The 428-nt window shown below is 53.5% G+C and carries 1 protein-coding gene; it reads left to right on the plus strand.

All coding sequences use genetic code 11. The features are described 5' to 3' along the window. Positions 1-55 precede the first annotated feature (55 nt). Positions 56-428 (plus strand): hypothetical protein (locus ABUE31_RS22680; protein WP_367726035.1); only part of this gene is annotated, 373 nt, incomplete at its 3' end.

A 428-nucleotide genomic window follows, 5' to 3' on the forward strand; every position in this document is an offset into this window, starting at 1 on the left:
TGTTGACTCAATTGACGCGCTTCCCACGGGAAGCGAGATTGCCAGGTCCAACGAATTGGACCGCTATATCCGGCTTCAGCGATTCATTGTGAAATGGACGCGGGTGCGCGACTGGCCTGAAGCCGGCAATGCCATGATCGATCTGGCCGAAGAGCTACGGTTGGATTGGCTTCGTGCTGCCCGGCTTTATGTCCGACTTCAAAACTTTTCATTGTCGCACCGATTTGCGCGCAACATGGAAACCTATGAGCGCGCGGGTGACGCAGTGAAGGAGTTGGACAAAATCCAAAAGTCACTTGCGATGATTGCACAGTTTTCAGAACTCCTACTGGCCGACAATGCTGGACCGCGTCTGAAAATGGCCGAAAAGAAGCTTGAGAACGCAGCGCACTTCTGGGCTGATGGCTTGCGCTTGGAGAGTGACAAAC

Source organism: Mesorhizobium marinum (assembly GCF_040813675.1).
Lineage (GTDB): Bacteria > Pseudomonadota > Alphaproteobacteria > Rhizobiales > Rhizobiaceae > Mesorhizobium_K > Mesorhizobium_K marinum.